This is a genomic window from Runella limosa DSM 17973, assembly GCF_000482465.1.
GTDB classification, from domain to species: domain Bacteria; phylum Bacteroidota; class Bacteroidia; order Cytophagales; family Spirosomataceae; genus Runella; species Runella limosa.
This window is the reverse complement of record NZ_KI519420.1, coordinates 488,351-511,560: the sequence shown is the minus strand read 5'-3', so window position 1 is coordinate 511,560 and position 23,210 is coordinate 488,351. Positions and strand designations below refer to the sequence as shown.

Sequence of the window (23,210 nt, the reverse complement as noted above, 5' to 3'; positions counted from 1 at the left end):
CATCGTACGCTATGAATGTTAGTTGATTACAAATTGAAGTTTAACTTAAACCCGATTGGCATGGTCCAAGGCATTACGTTTTGCAACTCAATCCCTTGTCTGAAACGACCGCCATCTGCTTGGAATGCTCTTTCAGGGTCGATTCCGATTTTTGCAGCGTTCCAAAGCATGAGGTTACGTGTGAAAATTGAGATGCTAGCATTACGGAACCCGCCAATGTTAGGGATATTGTAACTCAACGAAAGCTCTCTCATTTTCAAGAAAGACGCGTCGAACGTAATTTGTTGGTTGTAGCTCCAAGGATAGGTGTTTGAAATAGGGAAAATGTTAGTACCTGCACCACCCAAATGCTCCTTGTACGTACCATCAGCTTGTAAAATTACCCCTGGAACAAAAGCACCATCGCCATCGGCACCCATACCACCTGTGGCTTTGGTGTAGCCACCTACGCGAGGGAAGTTTCCATTTGTAGGGATGATGTACTGATCAGGATTTGACTTTAAAAGTGCAACTAGCTCAGCTTCCGAATACAATCCCCCAGGAATTAGGTTATTAACTTGACGTTGCGATTTCCAGTCAGACTCGCCGTAGCGGTAAGTATAAGATTGGAAGTTGCCACCGATGCGTGCGTCAAAACTAGCCGCCAATGAGAAGCGCTTGTACGAAAGTGTGGTTTGCATACCCATGATAAAGCTAGGGTTAAAGTTTCCTACTTTCATCCGAGCATTACGGTCATTGACAGGAATCCAGCTACCATTTCTGTCCAAAATAGGCCAACGGTAATACGGCGAAGACGCATCTTGCACTGTTGCATAGCCACGGCTATAGATATCGCCAATTTCTTGGCCTACGTAGGTAAATGCTCCACCGTTGTTATCATCCCAAAGCTGGTAGAAATCCATTCCTTCGGTCAACTCTTTAATACGCGTACGGTTGCGGGTGAAGTTTACGTTCACATCCAAATTCCAGCCATTCTTGTCGCGGATTGGGCTACCACCGAGGTTGATTTCCCAGCCTTTGCTTGCCAACAAACCTGCGTTGATAAGCTTGCTACCAAAACCCGAAGAAGATGGGGTCGTAATGCTCAAAATCTGGTTTTTATTTTCTACATAATAGTACGTTCCTTCAAAACGAATGCGGTTTTCAAACAAACCAAAATCCAAACCAAATTCGGTTGAGGTAGCGATTTCAGGCTTCAATTGGGCGTTCAACAACGTACCCGGTACGTTGGTCGTAATCAAACTTCCCCAAGTACCTGTACCCAACGTTGGCACCAATTGGTATGGTGCCGCGTCGTTACCCACTTGTGCCCAACCTGCTCTGAATTTCAACAATGAAATTGATTTTGGTAAGCTAAAGGTATAATTGGCCAACCAGCTCAATGACGCCGATGGGTAGAAATACGAACGGTTTTCGGCAGGAAGTGTACTCGACCAGTCGTTGCGGGCTGTCAAGTCTAAGTAAAGCATATTTTTATAGCCCAAAGACGCCATTCCGTACAAGCTATAAATTTCTTTTTTGTTGCTACCATTGCTAACTTGAAGCGATGCCAACGGAATGTTTCCGATACGGTACAAGCCTGGCACAGTTAGAATGCTACCACCCATGTAGTCTTCTTTGTAGTTCTGCACCATGTAGTTTCCTCCGCCTGATACGCTCAAATCAAATGATTTGATGGCTTTTTTGTAGGTCAACAAGAAGTCTGTGTTTGTTTCATTACGGCCGATTCCCTGCATGTAATAGCCTCCGTTACGTACGCGAGAATAGCTCCAAGGAATTTTGGTTTCACGGTCTTCCGTAAACATATCGTACGATATCCGTGCAAAGGCCGAGAGTTCTGGCGTGATGTTATAATCCAACTTCATGTTTCCATACACACGGTCACGGTTGAAGCCGTTGTTGATTCCGTACGCCAAGAAATAAGGGTTATCACCGTTTGCTGAAGGCGATAGTTGGCGAATTTGCTCGTTACCAGGTACCCAGTAATTTTTCAAATCTCTCACGTCCACGTGTGGCCACAAATAAACAGCTTCCAATGGGTTAGCTCCACGGTTGGCAGTGGATGGGCGGTTTTTAGAGAACGAACGAACAAAGTTTAAGTTGGTACTGAGTTTAACTTTGTTGCTAATATCGTACGTACCAGCTGCCGACAACGTATGGCGCTTCAAATCCGAGTTAGGGATAGGGCCGTTGTTTTGCATGTAGTTGTACGAAACGCGGTAAGTGCTCTTATCGGTAGAACCCGAAATCGACAAGTTGTTGGTCGTCGTAATTCCTGTTTCCAAGAAGTTTTTCATGTTGTCTTTGTACGACTTCAACTCCGTTGGAATTTTCTGACCGTTTGCATCCAATGGGCTATTCCACTGCGCTGCCAAAATGCCTTTATCCAACTCTGGGCCAGCCCAGTACGCCGACGTTTCGTCTAAGCGCGCATTGCGGTTTCCGTTGCCATACTTGTAGTGAAAATCCAAGAAGCGGTACGGGGTCTCGAATACGTTGCTCGTTGAGAACGACACGCCCAATCCTTTTCCTTTTTTACCTGATTTGGTCGTAATCAAAATCACCCCATTACCAGCGCGTGAGCCGTACAAGGCGGCCGCACTTGGCCCTTTCAAGACTGATACACTTTCTACATCGTCGGGGTTAAGGTCAGAGATGGCGTTACCGTAATCCACGTTGTTACGATCACCCATCGAACGAAGGTTGTTCAAACTGTTGGCCATAGGTACACCGTCCACGACAAAAAGTGGCTGGTTGTCGTTGCTCAACGATTTGGCTCCACGAATAACAATACTCACCGAAGAACCAACGCCACTGGTCTGGTTGATTTGCACCCCAGCCACGCGCCCCGAAAGGGCGTTCAGCACGTTTTCTTGCGGTACGTTTACAATGTCTTTACCAGACACTTCGCCTACCGAGTAACCAAGGGCACGTTTTTCGCGTTTGATACCCAAGGCCGTTACGACCACTTCCCCGAGTGTTTCGGCACCTGGGTTCAATTTTACGTCAACCATGTTACGGTTTCCTACCGCAACTTCCGTTGGATCATACCCAACAAACGAAAAAACGAGTACTGGATTAGCCCCGTTTACCTCTATTGAGTAATTACCTGATGCGTTTGTGCTGGTCCCTTTTTGGGTACCCTTTAGTACGACGTTCACGCCAGGCATGGCAGAGCCGTCTTCGCCAGTCGTTACTTTACCTGTGATGGTTCTAAGTTGGGCGTACACTGAAGTACAGAGGCCTCCCCATACCAATCCTATTACAAGCAACATCCTCGTTACCCGCTCTAAAGGAAAAAAGTGTTTCATATAGTCTGCTAAGTTTAATTAGTTAGTACCAATGGTACGTACTAACCAAATATTCAGACTATTGCAGATTTATTATTTTTTGGTAAAGAAAAGGAAAGGTTCGATTAACGTTTATAGACAAAAAATATTTTAACAAGCTAATTATCAATAACTTAACCACACATAAAAAATAGGTAGGTGAGGAATAAAAAATCTACCTCACCTACATAAATTAATTTATTGCAATAACCACATTTTTGAAAACTCGTTATCTGTTGCGGGAGATAACGTGCTTACTCCCAAGTCGTAAGCCGTGCGGTTTTGCCCCAATTCATTGCCTGGGTAGCGGTACCGAACGGGGAATGTATAACCCGTCAAGCGACCATTACTGAAGATATTTGGCAAGCCCGTGCGGCGCAAATCCAAGTACGCTTCGGTCGAAACGGTAAATAAAGCCAACCATTTTTGTTCCGCAATTTTGGCCAACTGCCCAGCTTTATCAGCGGGCAAAGCAACAGTGGTTTGTGCCACGTATTTATCCACATCGGCTTGTTTTACGCCCCAACGCAAGAGTGAGTTGGTGATGCCCTTGCGGTAATACGTATCAGCACTTCCCGAAATCAAACCTTTGGCAGCTGCTTCGGCCAAAATGAACTGCACTTCGTCGCTGTTCATCAGTTGGGCTTTGAGCAAATTATGCTTGTTTTGGCGGAACAACTGCGAATACTGCGAAACTTTAAAGTTACCCACAACCCCGCCTGCGGCGGTATTGTAGTGCCCGTTTCCGTTTTTCCAGTCGCTCAACATCCCCGCAATAAATCCTACGTATAGCTTGTCGGTATCGGTGATGTTGGATACTTGCGCGGCCATGTCTTTGTTGTTCACATCCAAATACTCCCACTTGGAAGTATAAGTAAAGCCGTTGGCATCGGTTGTTGAAACCGTTTGTCCATCTTTCGATTTATCGGTCGTCCAAGGAGTTTCTACGGGAGCTACCCATACATTCAAACGCGGATCTTTTAATTCTACCAGCTTGTCAACCAATGTTTTACAAGGACGGCGTTTGTTAAATTCATCGACCGTACCCCAGTTGATTGTACCACCTTTCCACGAGTTATCTGCCGTTGTTCCTACGTACGCAATGGAGGCATTTTCGGTAGCATCCGTAAAAATTGGAGAGGCCAGCACGGCGGTCATTCGGGCACCAGCGTCCGTCAATTTGCCCGAAGCACGCATAATTAAGCGCAATTTGAGCGAGTTAGCGAATTTGAGCCACTTGGTTTTATCCCCGCCAAACATCAAGTCGTAGCTTTTGTCGATGGGTTCGGTGCCTGAGTTCATTAGCGCTGTGGCATCGTCCAACTCTTTCAACAATCCTGTGTAGGTATCCGACTGTTTGTCGTATTTGGGATATAAAATCCCTTCGCGTGCTTTCAAGGCTTGGGTATAATACACATCGCCATAAAAATCGGTCATGTACGAAAACAACATCACCCGAAACGTGATAAAAATACCCTTGTGCACTTTTGACGCCCGTTTATCGGCCAAACCAATCGAACCGTCAATCAATTTAAGGATATTCATGGCCGAATACATGTCGTCAATCGGCGACTTAAATCCTGAATAGAAGTTGTCGCCGCTCTGGTAGTTGCTTTGCATGTGTTGCACCGCACTAGGAAGGCGGCGGTTGTCAAAGCCCATGTTTTGGTAGAAAAGCGACGTTTGCTTAATGACCGACGCCAACAAGAACGGATCGTTGACCGATTCTACTGCGTCGAGCTGCTGTACGGTATCCACTACCCGTAGTTCATCTTCACTGCAAGACGTTGTGATTCCTGTCAGTAAGGCTGAGAATGCGAAAATTTTTATGTATGATTTCATGTTCTTGATTGTACAGTGATAGTAAATGCTTAAAAATCAAGAGAAAGCTTCAATCCGTACGAACGAATCGCTGGCAAGGTTGCTCTCAAAATACCTTGGTTGGTACCTACCCCCGTAAAAGCTGACTCAGGGTCTTCGTTGCGGCCTGAGGCATTCCATTGGAACAAATTACGGCCAATAAACGCCAACGACACATTGTTGAGGTTATACTTAGAGGTCAGGTTTTTGGGCAATGTGTATGCCAACGTGATTTCTCTCATTTTGAAGTTGGTCGCATCGTACGTTCTTGTGGCTGAGAAGTTCCAGATGATGTCACCGTAGCCGTTATAAGGGAAATCATAGAACGTATTTTTAGGATTTGCACCATTTACGATGTAATCAGCGTCAGTAGCAGCGGCAGGATCTCCTTTGTAATTGGGATTCAAGAAAACACCTTTTACGTAACTAGCATCTTGAAAATCAGAGCGTTTGTCGTTGTTGTTTGAGTTGATGGCCGCATAGTCGCTGGCATTTTCAGCGGGCCAAACCATTCCACCGTGTGCGGCGTCACGTCCACCTACCCACCAAGGGTTATTGTCGCCCGAGCCCAAGGTTGTCATGGCACGTCCATTCGATTCCGCATATTGCTGGTTTACCGACACGTATTTACCTCCTTTACGTAAGCTTCCTACCAAGCCAAGCGTAAATTGCTTGTACTTCAATGTCGTATTCAAGCCTAAGATAAAATCAGGGTTGAAGTTACCGAGTTTACCACGGTCGCGCTCATCGCTTGATTTTTGGATTTTACCTTCTTGGCTATCCAACAAAGGCATTCCTGCGTATTTACCCGTTTTTACGCGCAAAATGGGGTTTTCTTCGTAGATACTTCCGATTACTTCACCTTGGGCCAACTTCACTTTTGTTTTACCATCGTAGCTGGCAAATACATATCCTGCTGGCGCAAATTTGTCAGACAAGCGGGTGATTGTTGCTTTGTAGTGCGTAAAACTTGCCGATACATCCCAAGTGAAATCTTTGGTTTTGATAGGTGTAAAGTTCAATCCCCACTCAAACCCTTTGTTGCGGACGTCGCCGATGTTGGTCAACAAGCCCGTATAACCTGTTCCTTGTACCAACGGAATGTTGTCGATTTGGTCTTTTTGGTCTTTCACGAAGTACGTAAAATCAAGTTTCAAACGATTGCTAAACATCCAAAGGTCAAAACCAGCTTCTTTAGAAATCGAGTGTTGCGCTTTCAAGTCAGGGTCCACGATGGTGGCATTCAAGCTAACGGTATTGATAGAACCCCAAGGGCTGGCGTCGTAGCTGTACGTATCAATCGAACGACGGCGCACCAAGCCGTTTCCTACGTCGGCGTAGTTCAAGCGGGCTTTCAAATAGTTAATCACTTGTGGCAATTTGAAGCTCTCAGAAGCTACCCAACTCAACGAAGCTGATGGGTAGAAATAGCTGATTTTTTCTTGAGCGTACGCCCCTTTCCAGTCGTTGCGGCCCGTTACTTCCAAAAACAACTTGTTGTCGTAGCTAAGGTTTGCCATTCCGTACGCACTTACCGATTTTCCGTTGAAATACGGCGCACCTACGTTTGTACCTAAGTTTGTACCCGTACCGCTGACGGTCAAAGTACCTGCTTTGATGTTGGCGAGCGTAAACAAGTTAGGCGAGCTCAAATCTCCTCCCGTGATTTCGAGCGTGCTGGCATTCGTGAAGCGGTAGTTACCCCCGCCCGACACTGACAAGTTCATTTTGCCAAATGTGTTGTTGTAGGTCAAAATCGCATCCGTATTGGCTTCCATGCTGTTGTTGTTACCCACTACATATTGTCCGTAAGCATCTCCTTTTGCCCCCCAAGATTGGCGCAATTCGTAGTTTTCTCTCACGTTTTGCATACCCGTACGGAGCACCAAAGAAAATGGCTTCGACAATTGCCAATCCAATTGCGCTTTGCCAAAGTAATTGTCACGCGCAAACTTGTGGATTTTTTCGTAGGTAAGCCACCAAGGGTTGTTTTGAGCTACGTCGATGCCATTGTCTTTCATAATGGCTCCGTTTTGGCGAACTCCCGCAAAACCTGTCAACCAATAATCACGCATTTGTGAAAGTGGCTGTAGGTTGGTGGGCAAATTGAACAACAAATCGTTCAATACGCTGTTAGAACCAGTAACGTTGGCTTTGTTTGGTGTAAAAGTTTTGATGTAATTACCGCTCACCGATACGCGAATGTCTTTGGTCAAATTGTAAGTGGTATTCAACGTAAAAGACTTCTGATCGGTCTTTGTGTTAGGCATTACCCCTTTGTTGTTCATGTCCGAAATCGAAAAACGGAACGAACCTTTGTCGTAGTTGCCTGTCACACCCACAGTGTTGGTCAGTGTACTACCTGTTCGGAGGTATTCTTTCACGCGGTCTTCGCCTGACGATACCATTGGGCCATTTTTCCATTGTTTCGCCGCTACATCCCAATAATCGGCTTTGAATGAACCATCCAAAATCGGCCCCCACGTATCTGTGTTGTCATACTGCCACTCGTAAGCACGTTCTCCTTGGCCGAAAACTGTTTGTTCTGGGAAAAACTGGTAGGCTTTTTCGGTCGTTGCCGCCGATGTAAAGCTCACCCCAATTCCTTTTTTCAATCCCACGCCCGATTTGGTCGTAATCATAATCACCCCATTACCACCTTCAGCGCCGTAAAGCGCACCAGCACTTCCACCTTTCAGGATGGTTACTGAAGCAATGTCTTCGGGGTTCAGTTGCGAAAGAATGTTCCCAAAATCAACCCCGTCTTTGTTGGTAAACGACTGCGTACCCACTGGCACACCGTTGATGACGTACAAAGGCTGACTTTTCAACGAAACGTTGGCATCGCTCAAAGTAGGCATCGCCGACGACCCACGAATGTTCACCAACACCGACGACGTAGGGTCGCTACTCAAGCTTGTGAGGTTTACCCCACTTACTTTTCCGTCCAGGGCTTTCAACAAGTTAGGGTTAGATGCCTTCACGATGTCTTCTGACTTTAGCTCTCCCACCGAATAGGCCAAAGAACGTTTTTCGCGGTTAATCCCCAAGGCAGTTACCACCACTTCTTGCAGGCTTTCTGCGCCTGGCTCCAAGGCTACTTCAATGATACTACGCGAAGCCACTGGAATTTCTTGGGTTTTGTATCCCACAAAAGAGAATACCAGTACTGCGTTATTGTTTGGAACTTCGATTGAAAAGTTACCCATAGCATTACTGCTCGAACCACGTTGGGTGCCTTTCAAGACGATATTCACGCCCGGCATAGCGTTCCCGTCTTCTTTCGAGGTAATTTTCCCCGTAATGGTTCTGGTTTGTGCCCAAACCATCGCGAAGCATCCGCTCACAACCATCGTCGTCAGTAGGATTCGCTTCAGCATTCGCCCCATAGTAGAGTTGTCCTTCATTTTAGTAAGTTGTTTAATTGATTGTACCCATAAATACCCCCTACCTCATTAGGTAGGCTAAAAAACGAGATTAAAATCCGATTAAAAAATATACCTCGCTTCTAGTCAATCAATTTGACTTACTTCCTATAAAAGCAGCCGCCGCAAACGATACCATTTGCGGCGGCTAGTTAAGACTTTTACCTACAAAATCTATTATCATTTACTTGATTATCAGCATCTTATTTAATGTACTATAAAACCCAAAAGCACATTTTTCCTATTAACTTATATTAAATTGAAATTAAAACAGAATTAAATTACAATTAATAAATATGTCTTTTTGTAAATTTTTTGGATTAAAGCATAAAAAAGCGAGGCCAATGGATGTAGCATCCACTGACCTCGCTTTTCACTGAAATAGTGTGCGATAAATTAATAAAATTAGAGTGCCGCGGCTAAATCAACGCGGTCACGTAAAAACTGTTTTGCCTTAACTAGCTGATTTTTAACGGTATTTTTTGAAATACGCATCAACTCTGCGATTTCTTGGTATGACTTCCCTTCTTCCACATTCAACTTTAGGATTTGCTTTCTTTTCTCCGACAACGCCTCAATCCCAGCCCTTAGCAGCACAATTTTTGCTTCTTCAGTGTCAGGTGCTATCTCGTAAGCCTCTTCCATTCTATCAAAATACTCTTGTCTCAATGTCTGGTTCTTTTCTACTTTCTTGAAATAGTCGAAAGCCAAATTGCGAAGACACGTAAACAGATAAGAATTAAAATTCAGGTCAGGGTTGATTTGCCCTCTTTTTTCCCAAATTTTGATAAAAACATCGTGTACCATGTTTTCCGCCTCTTCTTCTTCTTTGATCAGAGAAACACAAAATTTTGTGGCTGGCGTCTTGTAGTGATTATACAACTGAGTAAAAGCGAGTTCGTCTCCTTGGATTACTTTCCGTAAGACGTATTCATTAATACAAGCCATGGTTTTTCAGGGTTTTGGGAGGAAATGAGATAGAGAACTATTTGTGGATTTGTGAAGTAAAGATACGTCATCGGTTAGAAGACTTCGTCTCAAATTGCGTAAATATATCCTCAAATCACGCAAAGTGAAAATATAATAATAAAAACATAATACAGGATTATACTTACATGTCATTTCTTCTTTTATGAAGCTCAAATTTTAACAGTTAGGTAATAGCCTTTGCTCTCTGGCGTTGCGTATTATTTTTAGAATAATCACAACAACATGAAGTTTTGCATCGCTTGTTTGTCAATCGTTGGGTGTCTCTTGGGGAGTTGGATTACTTCCCACGCCCAAAATAGCCATTATTCAGATAGTCCCTTTTGGCAAGAAACCCACGAAGCCCACCCTACCACCGACGAAGTGAGAAGTGTGGGGGCAACTCCCGATGGAACACTTTGGATTGCTACTCCGAGTGGGGTATTTCGTAAAAAACCCGCTCAGTCTGCTTGGGAAGCCATCATCAGCGATGGCCCCGCTTACACCGTTTTTGCCGATCCTTCTTCTACACTCTGGTTGGGCACTTGGAACGGCGTTTATCGCTACTCAAACCACAAACTGGAGCGAGTCTCAGGTACCGACGGCCCTATCTCCGTTTTTTGTGCTTCTCCCGAAGGCACCTATGCCATTGGCCCAGCGGGTATGTGGCGTTTTGACGGACGTAGTTTTGTTAAAAAAGAGGTGCAAATCCCCCGTTCGGTTCGGGCTGCCCACTGCGATGCGAAAGGAGATGTATGGCTCGCTACCGACGTCGGCCTATATAATATTAATAAGGTAGGAACTATCCGTGTTTTGAAGGCAAAAGATGAGGTCATGAGCGGGTACATCAAGGGCGTAGCCATGGACGCCCAACAGCAACTTTGGGCTGCGGGACTTGGGGGAGTCAGCATTCTGAAAAACCATAAGCAAGTCCAAGCAATTACGACCCAAAATAACCTCCCGACGGTGTATGTCACTTGCCTCAACAAAGCCCCCGATGGTACGATGTGGGTAGGTACCGAAAAAGGCATAGTCCGATATACCAATCCTAGCAAAGGCTCTTTGTTATTTAGTCAGCGGTGGCTGCTCCACGACCGTATCAACGCCATTTCGTTTGATGCTGCGGGCAATGCTTATCTCGCCACTCCAAAAGGAGTCAGTGTCATCAAAAAACAGCAAATGACCTTGGCCTCCAAAAACGATTTTTTTCAAGATGTACTGCTCAAACGCCACATCCGCGCTCCTTGGATTGCAGGGCAATGTTGGCTCGAAAAAGCAGGAGACCTTTCGAGCTGGAAACCCGAAGATGATGACAACGACGGCGAATATACGGGCAATTACCTCGCAATGGAGAGTTTTCGCTACGCAACCACTCACGCACCCGACGCCAAAGAAAACGCGAAAAAGGCTTTTCTTTTCTTGCAAAAACTACAGCAAATCACTGATACCGATGGCTTTTTTGCGCGCACCATTGTACCTGCCGATTGGACGAGGCTACACGACGGCAACCGCCAATATACCCCGCAGGAACTAGCCGATGAGTTGGTCAAAGAACCGCGTTTCAAGCCCGTTGAAACGCGCTGGCATAAATCAAAAGATGGACAATGGCTCTGGAAGGGAGATACCAGTAGCGACGAGATGTGTGGACACTTCTTTGGGTATTTTTTTTATTATGAACTCGTAGCCGACGAAGCAGAAAAAAAGACAATTCGCATCCACGTGACGCGCATTATGGATTACCTTATTAAGCATAATTTCAACTTTGTTGACATCGACGGGAAAGCTACTCGCTGGTCGGTATGGTCGCCCGACCAGCTCAACCGCGACCCTGAGTGGGCACCCGACCGCGCCCAAAACTCCATGGAAATGCTCGGATTTCTTTTGTTTACCTACCACATTACCCAAAACCCCCTTTACCAGCAGCATTACCTTCGCCTCATCGAAAAAGAGCATTATCTCGACAATATGGCCCAAGTTCTTCACCAAAACCCTGCTTGGTTCATTTATTTTGATGTGGTTTTGCAAGCCTATATTTATCCCATTTTGCTCAAATGCGAAAAAGACCCTACTCGCCTCGCTTTTTACCAAAAACACATGGACGACTGGTTTGAAAAACGTAAAGACGACCAAAATCCACTCATCAATTTCATCTACTGCTATGCCCGAAACAAGCAAGTAGAGTTAAAACCGTCCGTTGATTTTCTGGTTGATACACCGCTCGATCTTATTGATTGGCCCATCGACCACCGCCAACGCGAGGACATCGCGATTGTTAGGGTGCCCGTTTTGGAGGACGAACAAGTCAATGTTTTACAACCACCCAGCATCCGAATGACGGTACGCTGGGATAAAAACCCCTGGACTGCCGCTGGAGGTGACCCGCACCGCGAACGCGAACCTGTCTTTTGGCAACTACCCTACTGGATGGGGCGCTATTTGGGAATGATTCGATAGACCAACAACTGTTTCACTATTTATATTTCATTTATGTCAACCATCAAAACCGTATTTTTTGTCTGTTTTTGCGCTGTGCTCTTTTCCAAGTGCAGCCCCAAAAACTCGACAGCTACGCAACAACCCGTCCACCAAGACACCCCATTTTGGCAAGATTATAGTGTCAAATTTTACGCCCAACCAACCGACGGCACGTTGTTGTCGGCCTATAGTGACCGCAATGGCGTCATCAAGGTTTTGACCGATAAGGGTCTTGCACAGCCTTATGATGGACATTTTTTGTACCACGGCAAATTGCAACCCGACGGAACGTATCGACCGCTCAAAAACAAAAAAATAAGCGCGCTTGGCGTCTATGAAAGCCAGTTTGTTTATCTCGATGACAAAACGGTACTGAGCAACTCGTGGGCAGGAAAGCTTTTCTCAAAACACCAGCTTCCTACCGCTCGTTTGTTTGCGGGTGGTGCTAATTTTGAATTCTTGGTTTCGGATGGAAAAGCCCTTTACCTCGTCAATGATTCCAAAGTGCTTTGGAAAGGCAATTTATCGTCGGATGAAGCACTACAAATAAGCTATCAAGCCAGCAGCGGCACTTATTGGGTTCTTGGCCGCCAAGGACTTTATTCGTTCAAAAACAACCAGTTGAACAAAGTATTCAGCGGAACCAGCTTAACTGCTTTTGATGTCTCGACTGACAATAAAAAAGTATTTATTGGTACTTCAGATGGTTACATCGAATGGGACATGGCAGCGCAAAAACAAGTAGGCGACATTCGCAAAAAACTACCTTGGACGGACATTACGGCTGTCAAAAGCATTGGCGACAAAATTTGGTTTGGAACCACCGACGGTGCTTTTGCGCTACGTGCTGACGGAAAATTTGACTACTATAACGGTGAGCGCTGGCTGCCAAGCAACCAAGTCGTGCATATTTCGGAAGGCCCCAATAACTCCGCATTGGTATTGACCAAAGGTGGGCTAGGTCAAATTTGTTTCAAACAAATGACCCTTCACGAAAAAGCCATGTACTACGAACAACAAGTTCGCAGCCGCCACATTCGGAATGGTTTCAATGCCTCGCTCGACAACATGGAAAAAGGCAACATTGGCACGGGTTATTTGGCCGATTCTGACAATGATGGCCTTTGGACTTCGATGTATTTGGGAGGAGAAGTTTACCGTTATGCCGTCACCAAAGACCCCGAAGCCCTTCAAAACTGCCGAGAGGCTTTCGAAGCCATGGAGCGACTTTACAGCATCAACCCTGTGAAAGGCTTTCCTTCACGTTCGTATGAGCGCAGTGGCTTTATTCCTCAATTGTCTGACCCCGAACGTTGGCAACACTCCGCTGACCCTGAATGGGACTGGAAAGCCACCACGAGTAGTGATGAGGCCGTAGGACACATCTTCGCCTTTGGTACAATGGCCGAGTTGATTGATGACCCATCCCTCAAAAAACGAGCTATCACACTGATAGACAGCTTGATGAGCCACATTGTTCAGAACAATTATTATTTGATTGATTTTGACGGTAAGCCAACTACTTGGGGGCGCTGGAGCCCTGAGTACGTAAACGCAATGCCCAAAAACGTGGGCGACCGTAAAATTACGTCGTCCAACATCGTTGCCATGTTACAAACTGCCTACCATTTTACGAAGAAAGAAATCTACAAGGAGAAGGCTTTTGAGCTAATGAACAAACACGGCTACTTTGAAAATTTGATGCGTCCAATGAAAGAAATTGGCTCCGCTGCCGACGATGCCGACGCCCTCAGCAAAGAATTATCAGACGGCTGGAACCACTCCGACGATGAGATGTACTTTGTGTGTTACTGGGGTTTGTACCGATACGCCTTTAACGATACGCTCAAAACCCATTTCAAAAAGGCAATCATTGACCACTGGGAAATCGAACGTCCCGAAAAAGAAGGTGCATGGAACATTTTTACGGCGCTCACAGGAGCTAAAGACTTTGATTTAAACGAGTCGGTTTGGTATTTGCAAGAACATCCACTTGATCTCATCGACTGGAGCATTTCAAACAGCCACCGCAAAGACATCGAAAAACTTGCGCCTAACTTCCGTGGTCAAACCACTAAAGAAGTGCTTCCGCCCGACGAGCGCCCCGTACAGCGCCACAATGCCAATATGTTTAACCTCGACCGCAAAGGTAGCAATGGCACTTCAGAACACAGTGCTGGAGATATTTGGCTACTTCCCTACTGGCTAGGACGGTACTTGGGGGTCATTTCGGAGCCAAAAAAGTAACATTACGTTTCTAACACAACAAAAAACCTCTCGCGGATAGCGAGAGGTTTTTTGTTGTGCTAACTACTAAAACTACTATGCTTTTTTAGCTGGAGTTTTGGTAGGTGTTTTAGCTGGAGTAGCAGGTGCTGCTGGTGTTTCAGGTTTTGGATTCAAGAAATCATCAGCCACTTTATTACCTGGATCAATTGTAATCAATTTTGTGAACCACTCTTTTGCCTTTGCGTCGTCTTTCAACGTAATCACGCTATAAGCACCCAAGATTTGGTAGAACGACTTTAAGTTACCCTTCTTAGCTTCGTCCATTGGTGCTTTATCTTCTTCGGCAAGTTTCACATAGTTTTCCATCAAAGGAATCGCCAAACCATTGGCCATTGCTTCTTCACGCGTGTAAGCATAGTAATTTGCTTTGGCACGCTGTCCATGAGCATACAAATAATCAGGTTTACGCTCAAGCATTTGCTTGTAAAGCTCGTCTGCTCTCATGAAATAATCACGCTTTTTCTGGCGCAATGCTGATGAATCCGCCCCCGTTGGGAAAATACGGTTAGCAACGTTGTAAAGTGGCAACGAAAGATTGACAATATCCTGAAGAGCTGGATTTTTTTCTCTCTTGATTACTTTCTCGTAATATTCAATTGCCTTTTCGTAGTTTTTAGCACCGTTGTACATGGCAGCAATTTCTTTGTAACCATTATCAACGGTATCTATTTCTGCTGCTTTTTCCAAAAAGGCAACTGCCGCTGCCGTATCTGCAGGTGTGATACGAAGCATGGCATTACCCAAATAGCGGTAGTCATTGTCAATCGCTTTTTGTGGCGCTTGTTGGATAAACTTCTTCAAGTTTTGGATTGCTTTTTCGTACTGGTTTTCTTTGTACGCTGCCCATCCTTGCATACGGTAAAGTACGTCGCTTGTACGGCCACTGCTCATTACCTTGGCAATTTTTGTGTTTACCTTGGCAAATTCTTCCGCCACGAAGTTAAACTGCGCACTGCGGAGCAATTCATCGTCGGTAGCACAAACACCAAGTTTCTCTACGTACGCATCCATGTAGCGTGATGCTGGTTTGTACTGACGAACGTAGAAATACAATTCAGCATACTCTTTGTTGGCTGGGCCGTATTCTGGATCCACCTCAATCGCCTTTTTAAAGTTCGTCTGGGCTAATTCCAAGTTACGTCCTCCCCAATAGATTTTGGCAATTTTTGCAAATGCTTTTCCTAAGCTAGGGTTGGCATTGATAGCATCTTCATAAGCCGATACTGCAGGACCTGCTTCGCCTTTGAGGTAAAAAGCATCCCCTTTCGACATATACACTTCTTGGTTTTTAGCGCCGCTCTTCAACATAAGGGCAACCGCCAAATCAGCCAATCTGATAGATTCCGCAGGATCCGTTGTTTTGTAAATAGGCTTCAAAGAATCAATAACAATGTAACCAGTATAAGCCTCGCTGATACGCTGCAACACTTCTACATTTTTGTTCTTTGTCGATTTCAATACTTCGGCAAAAGTAGTTTGAGCAGCGGTACGGTCACCTTTTGCAAGCGCAACAGCGCCAATCCCTACTTTGTTAAGTGGGTTTTTAGGATCAGCCGTTAATCCTTTGTCAAAAGCTTCTTTGGCAAGATCAGGTTGTTTGGTACGTAAATGGTAGTAACCAAGGTAGAACTGATTTTCTGCTGATGGTGTAGATGTTGCTAACTTTTCAAAAGTTTCTTTTGCCAAGCACGCTTGGTTTCCATCTAATTGTTTTAAACCAGTGGCAATGTCTTGAGCAAGTGCCTGACTGTAAACGAACGCACTTGCGGCAAACGCTACCAACCACGATTTGGATCTAATGTTCATCTTTCAGTAGGTTGTAATGTGGGGTGATTAGAAAAATTTGACTTTTAAACGGGAAACAAAACTATGAAATTGTCCTTTAACGGAAAAATATTATATCTCTTTCTTTAATATTACTTCCCGATTAAACGGTTTTGCAGGCCAAAGACCACATTTTTCGATAATTAAACTTCCGACATCTCGCATGATGTAGTTCAGCAATCCGCTCCCTAATCCTGCGTGCATCTCACGACTAATGATATATACCTTACGGGCCAATGGGTAATTTCCAAAGCGTAGATTTTGTTGGAATGGTTGATAATAGTCCTGCCTTGTTGGCTTTTCTTTATCCGACACCGCCAATACCCTCAACCCTTTTGACAGCTCGGCGGTCAGGGGGACTTCGCCGTCGCTAATCCAATTAACCCCAATAAACCCTAAAGCATTGGGATTTTGGCGCACGTAATCAATTACTTTTTTATTCGAGCCTGCCGAAAAAATCTGCAAGCCTTTCAAATCCGTCAACCCAAACTTGTTCATCACGAAGTTAAGGTTGCTGGAGTTGGCATTATCAAATACCAATACAATGTCTTTTGTTTGTTGACTTCCTTCGAGCTGCGACCAATTTTTAATCTGTCCTTTGAAGATACCTTCTACTTCTTTTAAGGTAATGAGGCTGTCTTCGTTGGCCCTACTGGTGAGCAATGCTAGGCCATCTATGGCAATAAATTGGGGGCTATACCGAATTCCACGGGTTTTGAAGACATTCTGTTCGGAAGTGGTCAGTTCACGCGTTACAAAGGCCAAGCGGCTACTATCTTCCAGTACTTTGGCAATCGCCAAGTGTTCGGGAAGGTAGCTAACATTGAACTTAGTATCCGCGTGGATTCCCACATATCCTTGACACAGCTGTTCTACCATTGGTTGAAGTGATTCATCCGATGTAATCGTTACAGTGCCATGAAAGGCGGAGTCGTTGGCTTGTTTGCACGAGTAGGTGGTGATGATACACACTACCACACTCAAAAAAGCAATAAGAACTCTATTCATTTTCACTTTTATAAAGACTATATCCTCGATAGAATCGATACCCTCCATACACAATCAACATTGCGCCAAAAAGATACCTAAGTGCTCCAGAAGGGAGTACGCCAAAAGTAGCGGAGGAGGCCACTAAATAGAGGCCTCCTCCTAAATATGCCAGCCCTATGACCATCGAGAGTGATGACGACAGCTGCTGGTGAAGTGGTTTACGCTTCATACGTGCTATTATTCCAAGACGAAGCTAATTGGTAAGTTATATTTTACCCGTACGTTACGACCCGATTGTTTACCTGGTTTCCACTTAGGCATACCCTTTACTACGCGTTGTGCTTCTTCGTCGCAGCCAAAGCCTAGACCTTTAAGCACTTGGATATCTTGGATACTACCGTCGGTGTTAACAACGAAGGTCAAGAATACCCTTCCCGACACGTTAGCGCGAGAAGCAGCGGCTGGGTATTTGAGGTTTTTACCTAAATACTGACCCAATGCTGCCATCCCACCTGGGAATTCTGGGTTTTGCTCTACCACTTGGAAAATTTGTTCTTCCACAGGGGCTGCTTCAACAACCTTCACTTCTTCCTTTACAGGAGCAGTTTCTTCGGGAGCTACAATCGCTTCTTGGGCGTTTTCGTCTCCTTCTTGGGTTTTATCAGCAACAACTGCTTTTTCCAATTCTTCCACTACTGGTGGTGGTGTTTCCTCGGGAACTTCCTCATCCTTTTTTACTTCAGGGGGAAGGAACTTAATCGTAGCCACTTTAGGAACCTCGATTGGTGGAGGTGGCGGCGGCGGCGGTTCGTTCGGGTCAATTGGCGGAGGTGGCATTTTCATCAAGTCAATTTCCTGCATGAATTGTTCCTCTTCTTCCTTTGGAATCAGGCTAATCAACGCAGGGGAAAGCATCGCCAACACAAAGATGGCACCACCAATCAATACTGATTTAGTGAGGGTTGGACGATAGACTTTTCTGAGGTCATACGCACCATACGCTTTATTCCGATTCTCGAATACTATATCATCGAGAGTCATCGCGGTTGATTTATTTTCAGCCATTGCGTTTGGTTAGTTTTTAAGTTACAATTAATCCGCTTTGTCGCCCAAGAGTGTCTTCTCACTATCTGTAAGAGCATCTACAAGGGCATAACGCTTACTTTTAGTGACCGCCATTTCATCAAGGGCATCCACCATATTTTTGTAAGTGCTACTCTTCAACGGTTTGATAACGCAGACGAATTGACTCAGCCCTTTGTCATCTTTACCGTGTTCACGATCAACTTGAGCCTGCGATTGAAAGATCAATCCACGCAAATCTTGACCATAAGACACTTTTTTAAGCTCTGCTTTTGCCTTATCATCATCCGCTGCTAGGCGGTCTAATGCCCATACAGTGTTATCCTTCCCTAGAAACAAGGTCAATACCTTAGAAGCTTTTAATGGCTCAGTCTCTTGGTTTTTAACATCTGTTTGTTTATCAGGTACTGCTACCGACATTGACGAAGGCTTGCTAAGGGTAGTGGCCAAGATGAAGAACGTAATAAGCAAGAAGCCTAAGTCCACCATCGGGGTCATATCTACACGGGTCGAGGCTTTTTTACTGCGGACTTTCTTATCACCATGTCCGCCACCACCTTGTGCTATTTCTGCCATTTTCTTATACGAATTTTAAAAGTGGTACAAATTAGTCAGCCTTCCAGCCTTGAGGAGGTGCCTCCGTTCCCGTAATCAAGTTAAACTTGTTGATGTTTTGTGCTTGCAATGAGCCCATTACATCTTTAAATACTGGAAACTTAGCTACGTTATCACCTTTGATGGCAATACGAAGCCCACTGTTAGCGCGACGGGCTTGATAAACCCATTTTGCTAACTCGTTTTGCGCAGTAGAATCGGTAGGAATACCTGGTTGAGCAATCTCCTTCAGCTTGTCTGGAGTGGTAGCTCCAACTTGCAACCATTGAGATAATCCACGGATGGGCACACCAAAGTTTGCTTGAAGTGAGAAGATTTTTTTCTGCTTATCCGTAAACTGCAACCCTTCTGTTTGAGCAATATTCTCAAGCATAGTGATACGTGTTTGCGGATTGTCAACACCAAAGTAAACTTTACCGTCTTTACCGATGCTAATAATCATAAGATCCTTATCGGGAACTTTAATCGCCGAGATAGACGAAGGAGTTTCGATGGTTGCAGCATCCTGAGATTTGAACTGAGCCGTCAAGATAAAGAAGGTCAGTAGAAGGAATGCCACGTCGCACATCGCCGTCATGTCCATCATCGGATAATTCCGCTTGGGTTTTAAAGCAGGCATAATACGTTATGGTTTGATTGACTATACAAATGTAGAACATTAACAAATACAAAGCAAATATTTATATATAATTTTTTTATATATACTCATTTACTTTGATTTACTCATAATTAGTTATGAGCAGAGAAGTTTTGTTGAATGCTCAACCCGATTTCGTCAATCTTGTACGTCAACGTATCAATACGGCTAGTGAAGTAGCTATACATGATGGTTGCAATCGCTGCAGTACCGATACCAAGAGCCGTGTTTACAAGGGCTTCAGAGATACCCGTTGCAAGAGCACCTGTATCAGGAGCACCAGCGTTACCCATCGCCGCGAACGCACGAATCATACCCAATACCGTACCCAAAAGAGCCGTCAAGGTAGAAACTGATGCCAAGGTAGCGATGATAGTAAGGTTTTTCTCAAGCATAGGAAGCTCAAGGCTTGTTGCTTCTTCAACTTCTTTTTGAAGAGCAGCTAATTTTTGGTCTTTTGTCAATTCAGTCTCTGTGCGAAGTGCAACGAACTTGTGAAGAGCTGTTTTAACAACATTACCTACTGAACCTTTTTGTTTGTCGCACTCTTTGATAGCGCTTTCAACTTCGTTTTTGTCAAGTAGGGATTTTACTTTGCGAACGAACTCATCGATTGAACCTGAACCATTTGCACGGCCAAGGATGAAGAAACGCTCAATTGAGAAAACCAATACGGTTAGGAAACAGGTAAACAACAACGGTACGATTGGGCCTCCTTCATAAACGATACCGAAGTAGTCTCCCGACTTTGGACCTTTCTCGTGGTCGCCGTCAACAAAGTGGCTAGGGTCACCACAAATGAATTGATACGATAAAATACCAATGACTAGCAACACAGGGATAACCAAAATTGGGTTTAGACCACCTGCTGATTTTTTTGGGGCGGCCGCCTTGGCCGGTGCTGGAGATGTAGCCTTCTTTTCCATCAGACTTACTTTTAGGGTTTAATTGAAAAAATAGTTTAAGTGTTTGCGCTGTAAAGAAAACGAAAATATTAAATGGGTAATGCGTTCGCCAAGAAAATTTTTATTGGCGATTCTCTAAAATAGTTACAAAAAATGCGGTAAACGATTCCCAAAAATACATAAAAATATCACTTTTTGGGACTTTTGGGTCGATTTTTTAATCTCCTCCTCTTCTCTCTTGACCAACTCAAAAGGGTTATTTTAGCACCCTAAAAGGCTCAAAAAAAGAGCATTACCCTATTTTCTCACTTCTATAACTATACCTCTGCCAGTAAATAGACAAAAGCTAAAACTAAAGAAAAGCGGAGGATTATTTTACTCTATGCCTCTCTTCAATTTTTGGAAAAATAAATCAAAGTATCACAGGTCGCGTTCAATAATTTGTTGGCTCTGCTTGTCCTTCAAAATGATTTTGTGACGCCCGTCGTGGGTTACTTCCTCTTTGATGAGGTAATAGTGCTCGTCGTACTCTACTAACGTAGTTTTTTGGGACACCCCTTCTTGCCCCCGCCAAACTGGCAAAACGACGGGCTCCCACTGCTTTGTTTGTGCCGACCGATAGGCGGCGTCAATTACCGCGTTGACGACATAGCCGTCATAAAACGTCTCGGCAGGAACAGCTCCTTCTTCATAAGCCCTAAACATGTCCGTAAACATGTGGTTATATCCTAAATCGTTCACTTCATCTCCTACAGGAAACAACCAACCTGTCTTACTTTCTGCCTTTTCAGCTACGTATTCTCCTCCTGTACCACTTGTGTACATTTCAAAACCTGTCCTCAAAAAATTATTAATCCAAATGGTACCTTCTGTACCCATTACTTCATCTCGCAAGTCCATACCTCCCCGAAACGTCCAACTCACTTCCAGCTGCCCTATGGCTCCGTTTTCGTATTTGACAAGGGCAATGGCGTGGTCTTCAGCATCAATTGGCTTCACTTGCGTAGCTGCCCAGCACATCACTTCGACGGGCTTGACGTCTTTACCAATAAAGTTTCGCGCGATTTCGATACAGTGGCATCCCAAATCTAATATACAACCTCCTCCCGCTTGTTCTTTGTCCCAAAACCAATTGCTGTGGGGGCCAGGGTGCGTCTCGCGGGATTTTGCCCATAGAATTCGCCCCAATGCTCCTTCTTTTACACTGGCCAATGCCTTTAGAAATTTGGGGGTGTAGCAAAGGTCTTCCAGATATCCGCCAAATACACCCGCCTCCTCTACGGCTTGCATCATCCGTAGCGCTTCTTCGGCCGTCCGCCCGAGCGGTTTGGTGCATACTACTGCTTTTTTGTGTTTTACGCACAGCATGACAGCAGCTTCATGGAGATTGTTGGGCAATGCTACGCACACCATTGTCACCTCAGGATGGGCAATAACCTCTTCCATGTCAGTCGCCCAAAAAGAACAGCGGTAGTCTTCCGCAAATTTTTTAGCGTTGGCTTCACTCCGCGCATAAATCGCTACCACACGGTCGCGGCTGCGCTGACCATGAATAGAATCGGCATAAAAACGCCCAATAAACCCCGAACCGAGCATGGCTATCTTTTGCATACAATCTGATTTGTTGATAATTAGAAACAAGTTTTAGAAAAAAGCATTTGTAGTAAACTTTTTAATGATGAGTTTTTGTTAGTACTTTTGCAATACAGTTGCAAATAGATATGTCGAGAATTATTTCTGTTACATTAAATGTAGGTTTAACGGGGCTAGTACACTTGCTGTGTTGCTGGTTGCCTTTGGTGGTAGTCCTTTTTAACGGAGCTTCAATTGCGTGGCTGGCCGAGTACCGTGCTCCATTGATGGTTCTCCAATTAAGCGTGTTGGCTTGGTCTTTTTACGATCTTTATTTAAGATCTTCTCACGTTGCTTCTCTTTTTGAAAAACGTGTTTTTTGGACTGCTGTGGCCCTTACTGTGGTGCTTAATATCATCCCTCACCGTTATTTTCAAGCCGAAGATAGCCGCTTGGCGCAAGCACAGTTTGAGCGTATTCGTAGCACACGGGTGGCGCAATTTGAGTTACAAAAACCACCAAAATCGGTCGAAAAATTAAGCACAACCTTGCAGTCGGTAGAAGGTGTGGTACCTTCACAAATAAAACTCAACGATGAAGTGGTGTCGGTCAGGTATTATTTGGGAAAAACCTCAGAACAAACTATCTTGGCTGCACTTCGTCAACAAGGATACGAAGTGACAAGAATTGACTAACCAATAACTCCCAACCTCAAAATGAAAACATTCATCCACCGTACGTTTTTTTACGGCTGTGTACTTGCCTCGTGTAGCTTCGTGTTTGTGGCGTGTGGGCCAGACAAAGACCCAAAAATGGAAGAAGCAGGTAAAATTCACTTGGCTTCCATGGAAATTGAAGAAGCACTGCACGAGCAAATTGAGGGAATTGATTCGTTGAAAGTAGTTTTGAACGACAAAAAGAAATCCCTAACCGATGCCGCAGCTATTGCAAGCATTGATTCGACAGTAGCGCAGTTAGATGCTGTGGCCAAATCGTTTGAAGAATGGGAAGAAAGCTTGGTTGAAGTACCTGGGCTTCCTCACGAACACCACCACCACGAAGGCGAAGAGCATCACCACCACGACCATAAACCAGCCCCTGAGGTGTCGGGTGAACAAATGATTGAAATTCAGAAAGAAATAAAAACGAACATTGAAAAAATCAAGGCCGATTTGGAAAGTGTTCAAGAAAGAGTGAAGAAGGTTTTATAGTTGATGGTCGATAGTCCATGGTCGATGGT

Annotated in this window: 15 protein-coding genes; 4 read left to right on the top strand and 11 right to left on the bottom strand. The window is 44.7% G+C overall.

The window, feature by feature from the left end; genetic code table 11:
• Window positions 1–26 precede the first annotated feature (26 nt).
• The 4 genes from K339_RS0112060 to K339_RS0112045 all read right to left on the bottom strand — a co-directional run bounded on the left by K339_RS0112060 (window position 27) and on the right by K339_RS0112045 (window position 9,562).
• The gene (locus tag K339_RS0112060; RefSeq protein WP_028523802.1) at window positions 27–3,311 is read right to left on the bottom strand and encodes a SusC/RagA family TonB-linked outer membrane protein; all 3,285 of its coding nucleotides are present in this window, start codon (window positions 3,309–3,311) and stop codon (window positions 27–29) included.
• A gap of 216 nt (window positions 3,312–3,527) precedes the next feature.
• Window positions 3,528–5,171 carry a SusD/RagB family nutrient-binding outer membrane lipoprotein gene (locus K339_RS0112055; RefSeq protein ID WP_028523801.1) on the bottom strand — a complete coding sequence of 548 codons (1,644 nt, stop codon included), beginning with the start codon at window positions 5,169–5,171 and terminating at the stop codon, window positions 3,528–3,530.
• Between the two features lie 29 nt (window positions 5,172–5,200).
• Complete coding sequence (locus K339_RS0112050; protein WP_028523800.1) at window positions 5,201–8,596, bottom strand: SusC/RagA family TonB-linked outer membrane protein; 3,396 nt, start codon at window positions 8,594–8,596, stop codon at window positions 5,201–5,203.
• Window positions 8,597–9,019: 423 nt separating this feature from the next.
• Entirely contained in the window at window positions 9,020–9,562 is a 543-nt protein-coding gene (locus tag K339_RS0112045; RefSeq protein WP_028523799.1) for an RNA polymerase sigma factor, read from the bottom strand.
• A gap of 264 nt (window positions 9,563–9,826) precedes the next feature.
• On the opposite strand from K339_RS0112045, the gene K339_RS0112040 reads away from it, so the two are divergent.
• Both K339_RS0112040 and K339_RS0112035 read left to right on the top strand, forming a co-directional pair.
• Complete coding sequence (locus K339_RS0112040; protein WP_028523798.1) at window positions 9,827–12,034, top strand: ligand-binding sensor domain-containing protein; 2,208 nt, start codon at window positions 9,827–9,829, stop codon at window positions 12,032–12,034.
• A 33-nt stretch (window positions 12,035–12,067) separates the two neighbouring features.
• A complete protein-coding gene (locus K339_RS0112035) occupies window positions 12,068–14,302 on the top strand; it encodes a ligand-binding sensor domain-containing protein (RefSeq protein WP_028523797.1) in 2,235 nt (744 codons plus the stop codon).
• 75 nt (window positions 14,303–14,377) lie between these two features.
• Here the strand turns inward: K339_RS0112035 and K339_RS0112030 are convergent, their stop codons facing one another.
• The 7 genes from K339_RS0112030 to K339_RS0112000 form a co-directional block, all read right to left on the bottom strand.
• A complete protein-coding gene (locus tag K339_RS0112030; RefSeq protein WP_028523796.1) occupies window positions 14,378–16,150 on the bottom strand; it encodes a tetratricopeptide repeat protein in 1,773 nt (590 codons plus the stop codon).
• 90 nt (window positions 16,151–16,240) lie between these two features.
• On the bottom strand, window positions 16,241–17,176 hold the full coding sequence (locus K339_RS0112025) for a PstS family phosphate ABC transporter substrate-binding protein (protein ID WP_028523795.1): 936 nt from the start codon (window positions 17,174–17,176) through the stop codon (window positions 16,241–16,243).
• 219 nt (window positions 17,177–17,395) lie between these two features.
• Window positions 17,396–18,223 (bottom strand): energy transducer TonB, encoded by an 828-nt coding sequence (locus K339_RS0112020; RefSeq protein WP_028523794.1) that lies wholly within the window; start codon window positions 18,221–18,223, stop codon window positions 17,396–17,398.
• 27 nt (window positions 18,224–18,250) lie between these two features.
• Window positions 18,251–18,817, bottom strand: a complete 567-nt coding sequence (locus tag K339_RS0112015; protein ID WP_028523793.1) for an ExbD/TolR family protein — start codon at window positions 18,815–18,817, stop codon at window positions 18,251–18,253.
• A gap of 31 nt (window positions 18,818–18,848) precedes the next feature.
• The gene (locus K339_RS0112010; RefSeq protein ID WP_028523792.1) at window positions 18,849–19,475 is read right to left on the bottom strand and encodes an ExbD/TolR family protein; all 627 of its coding nucleotides are present in this window, start codon (window positions 19,473–19,475) and stop codon (window positions 18,849–18,851) included.
• Between the two features lie 110 nt (window positions 19,476–19,585).
• Complete coding sequence (locus K339_RS0112005; protein WP_028523791.1) at window positions 19,586–20,419, bottom strand: MotA/TolQ/ExbB proton channel family protein; 834 nt, start codon at window positions 20,417–20,419, stop codon at window positions 19,586–19,588.
• A 399-nt stretch (window positions 20,420–20,818) separates the two neighbouring features.
• Window positions 20,819–22,009, bottom strand: a complete 1,191-nt coding sequence (locus K339_RS0112000) for a Gfo/Idh/MocA family protein (RefSeq protein ID WP_028523790.1) — start codon at window positions 22,007–22,009, stop codon at window positions 20,819–20,821.
• Between the two features lie 110 nt (window positions 22,010–22,119).
• On the opposite strand from K339_RS0112000, the gene K339_RS0111995 reads away from it, so the two are divergent.
• Window positions 22,120–22,665, top strand: a complete 546-nt coding sequence (locus tag K339_RS0111995) for a heavy-metal-associated domain-containing protein (protein WP_028523789.1) — start codon at window positions 22,120–22,122, stop codon at window positions 22,663–22,665.
• Between the two features lie 21 nt (window positions 22,666–22,686).
• Window positions 22,687–23,181, top strand: a complete 495-nt coding sequence (locus K339_RS33520) for a hypothetical protein (RefSeq protein ID WP_051397972.1) — start codon at window positions 22,687–22,689, stop codon at window positions 23,179–23,181.
• Window positions 23,182–23,210 lie beyond the last annotated feature (29 nt).

Coding starts and splice junctions, on each gene's coding strand:
- K339_RS0112060 (WP_028523802.1), bottom strand. CDS start 3,311: ATGAAACACTTTTTTCCTTTAGAGCGGGTAACGAGGATGTTGCTTGTA.
- K339_RS0112055 (WP_028523801.1), bottom strand. CDS start 5,171: ATGAAATCATACATAAAAATTTTCGCATTCTCAGCCTTACTGACAGGA.
- K339_RS0112050 (WP_028523800.1), bottom strand. CDS start 8,596: ATGAAGGACAACTCTACTATGGGGCGAATGCTGAAGCGAATCCTACTG.
- K339_RS0112045 (WP_028523799.1), bottom strand. CDS start 9,562: ATGGCTTGTATTAATGAATACGTCTTACGGAAAGTAATCCAAGGAGAC.
- K339_RS0112040 (WP_028523798.1), top strand. CDS start 9,827: ATGAAGTTTTGCATCGCTTGTTTGTCAATCGTTGGGTGTCTCTTGGGG.
- K339_RS0112035 (WP_028523797.1), top strand. CDS start 12,068: ATGTCAACCATCAAAACCGTATTTTTTGTCTGTTTTTGCGCTGTGCTC.
- K339_RS0112030 (WP_028523796.1), bottom strand. CDS start 16,150: ATGAACATTAGATCCAAATCGTGGTTGGTAGCGTTTGCCGCAAGTGCG.
- K339_RS0112025 (WP_028523795.1), bottom strand. CDS start 17,176: ATGAATAGAGTTCTTATTGCTTTTTTGAGTGTGGTAGTGTGTATCATC.
- K339_RS0112020 (WP_028523794.1), bottom strand. CDS start 18,223: ATGGCTGAAAATAAATCAACCGCGATGACTCTCGATGATATAGTATTC.
- K339_RS0112015 (WP_028523793.1), bottom strand. CDS start 18,817: ATGGCAGAAATAGCACAAGGTGGTGGCGGACATGGTGATAAGAAAGTC.
- K339_RS0112010 (WP_028523792.1), bottom strand. CDS start 19,475: ATGCCTGCTTTAAAACCCAAGCGGAATTATCCGATGATGGACATGACG.
- K339_RS0112005 (WP_028523791.1), bottom strand. CDS start 20,419: ATGGAAAAGAAGGCTACATCTCCAGCACCGGCCAAGGCGGCCGCCCCA.
- K339_RS0112000 (WP_028523790.1), bottom strand. CDS start 22,009: ATGCAAAAGATAGCCATGCTCGGTTCGGGGTTTATTGGGCGTTTTTAT.
- K339_RS0111995 (WP_028523789.1), top strand. CDS start 22,120: ATGTCGAGAATTATTTCTGTTACATTAAATGTAGGTTTAACGGGGCTA.
- K339_RS33520 (WP_051397972.1), top strand. CDS start 22,687: ATGAAAACATTCATCCACCGTACGTTTTTTTACGGCTGTGTACTTGCC.